General features: G+C 69.5%; 1 protein-coding gene. It reads right to left on the bottom strand.

Annotated elements, in window-relative coordinates:
• The coding region (locus PV396_RS44910) for a transposase (RefSeq protein ID WP_319214168.1) at positions 1 to 946 on the bottom strand (946 nt) is incomplete at both ends.

Consider the following 946-nt stretch of genomic DNA (forward strand, 5'->3'; position numbering starts at 1 on the left):
GTTAACTCACTGCCCTCGTCCTCGTCGGCCGGCAGATCGGCCGCGACAGCGGCCTCATGGTTGTCGGGGCCGTAGCCACTGGTGAGGGCAACCGCGGTGAACAGCCCGGTCTCCGGCTCGAAGGAGGCATGCCCTTTGAAACCGTCCTGGTGGCGGGTGCGGTTTTTGTGGATGTGCCGCGCGTCCGTATCGACGGTGGACACGGTCCGGTCCGCCACCGTGCGCTTCGCGATGCGCCAGCGCCCGTCGCGTCCATCGGAGTCCTCGGCCGGCTCCACGTCCTGCCCGGCGACCAGGGCCAGCAGGCCCACCGCGTTCGCCGCCCTCTCGCCCAGTTCCTGCTCGGGCAGGTGTCCGAGCAGGTTGATCGCGTCGGTGACCAGCGCGTCGACCAGCGCGGCGCGCGCTTGCTCGTCGTCCCAGGCGATCCTCGGCTTGCCCGGACCGGTGTAATCGTGCGCCGCGCACCACTGCGCCGCGGTCTCCCCGCCCCCGGGCACCTCGCGGATCACCCGGCGGACCGCGGAGATGATCTGGGTGACGGTGTCCTGGGTGGCCACCGCGTCATCGAGGACGGTGGAGTCCAGAGCACGCCGCTGCCTGCCCTTGAGCACCCCGGTCGCGGCCACGACCTCTTTGACCTTGGCGAAGATCCGCGTCGGATCGGCCGAATGACGCAAACGGCGCCGGAAATACGTCAGCAGCGACGGATCGAACGCCGTGTCATACAGGCCGAGCCCGCAGGCCGCTTTCCACCGCAGGTCACAGCGCAGCTCCTGGACCGTCTCGAAGTCCGACAGCCCGTGCAGGCTCTGCAGCACCACCGTCGCGGCCAGGACCTGCGGCGGCAGACTCGGACGGCCGTTGGACGAGGGGTACATGTCGGTGAACATCCCTGGTGGGAACAGCACCTCGCGATGCTCGGCGAGGAACGCGAACACACTCC

The organism is Streptomyces sp. ME02-8801-2C (assembly GCF_033793965.1).
Taxonomy (GTDB): Bacteria; Actinomycetota; Actinomycetes; order Streptomycetales; family Streptomycetaceae; genus Streptomyces.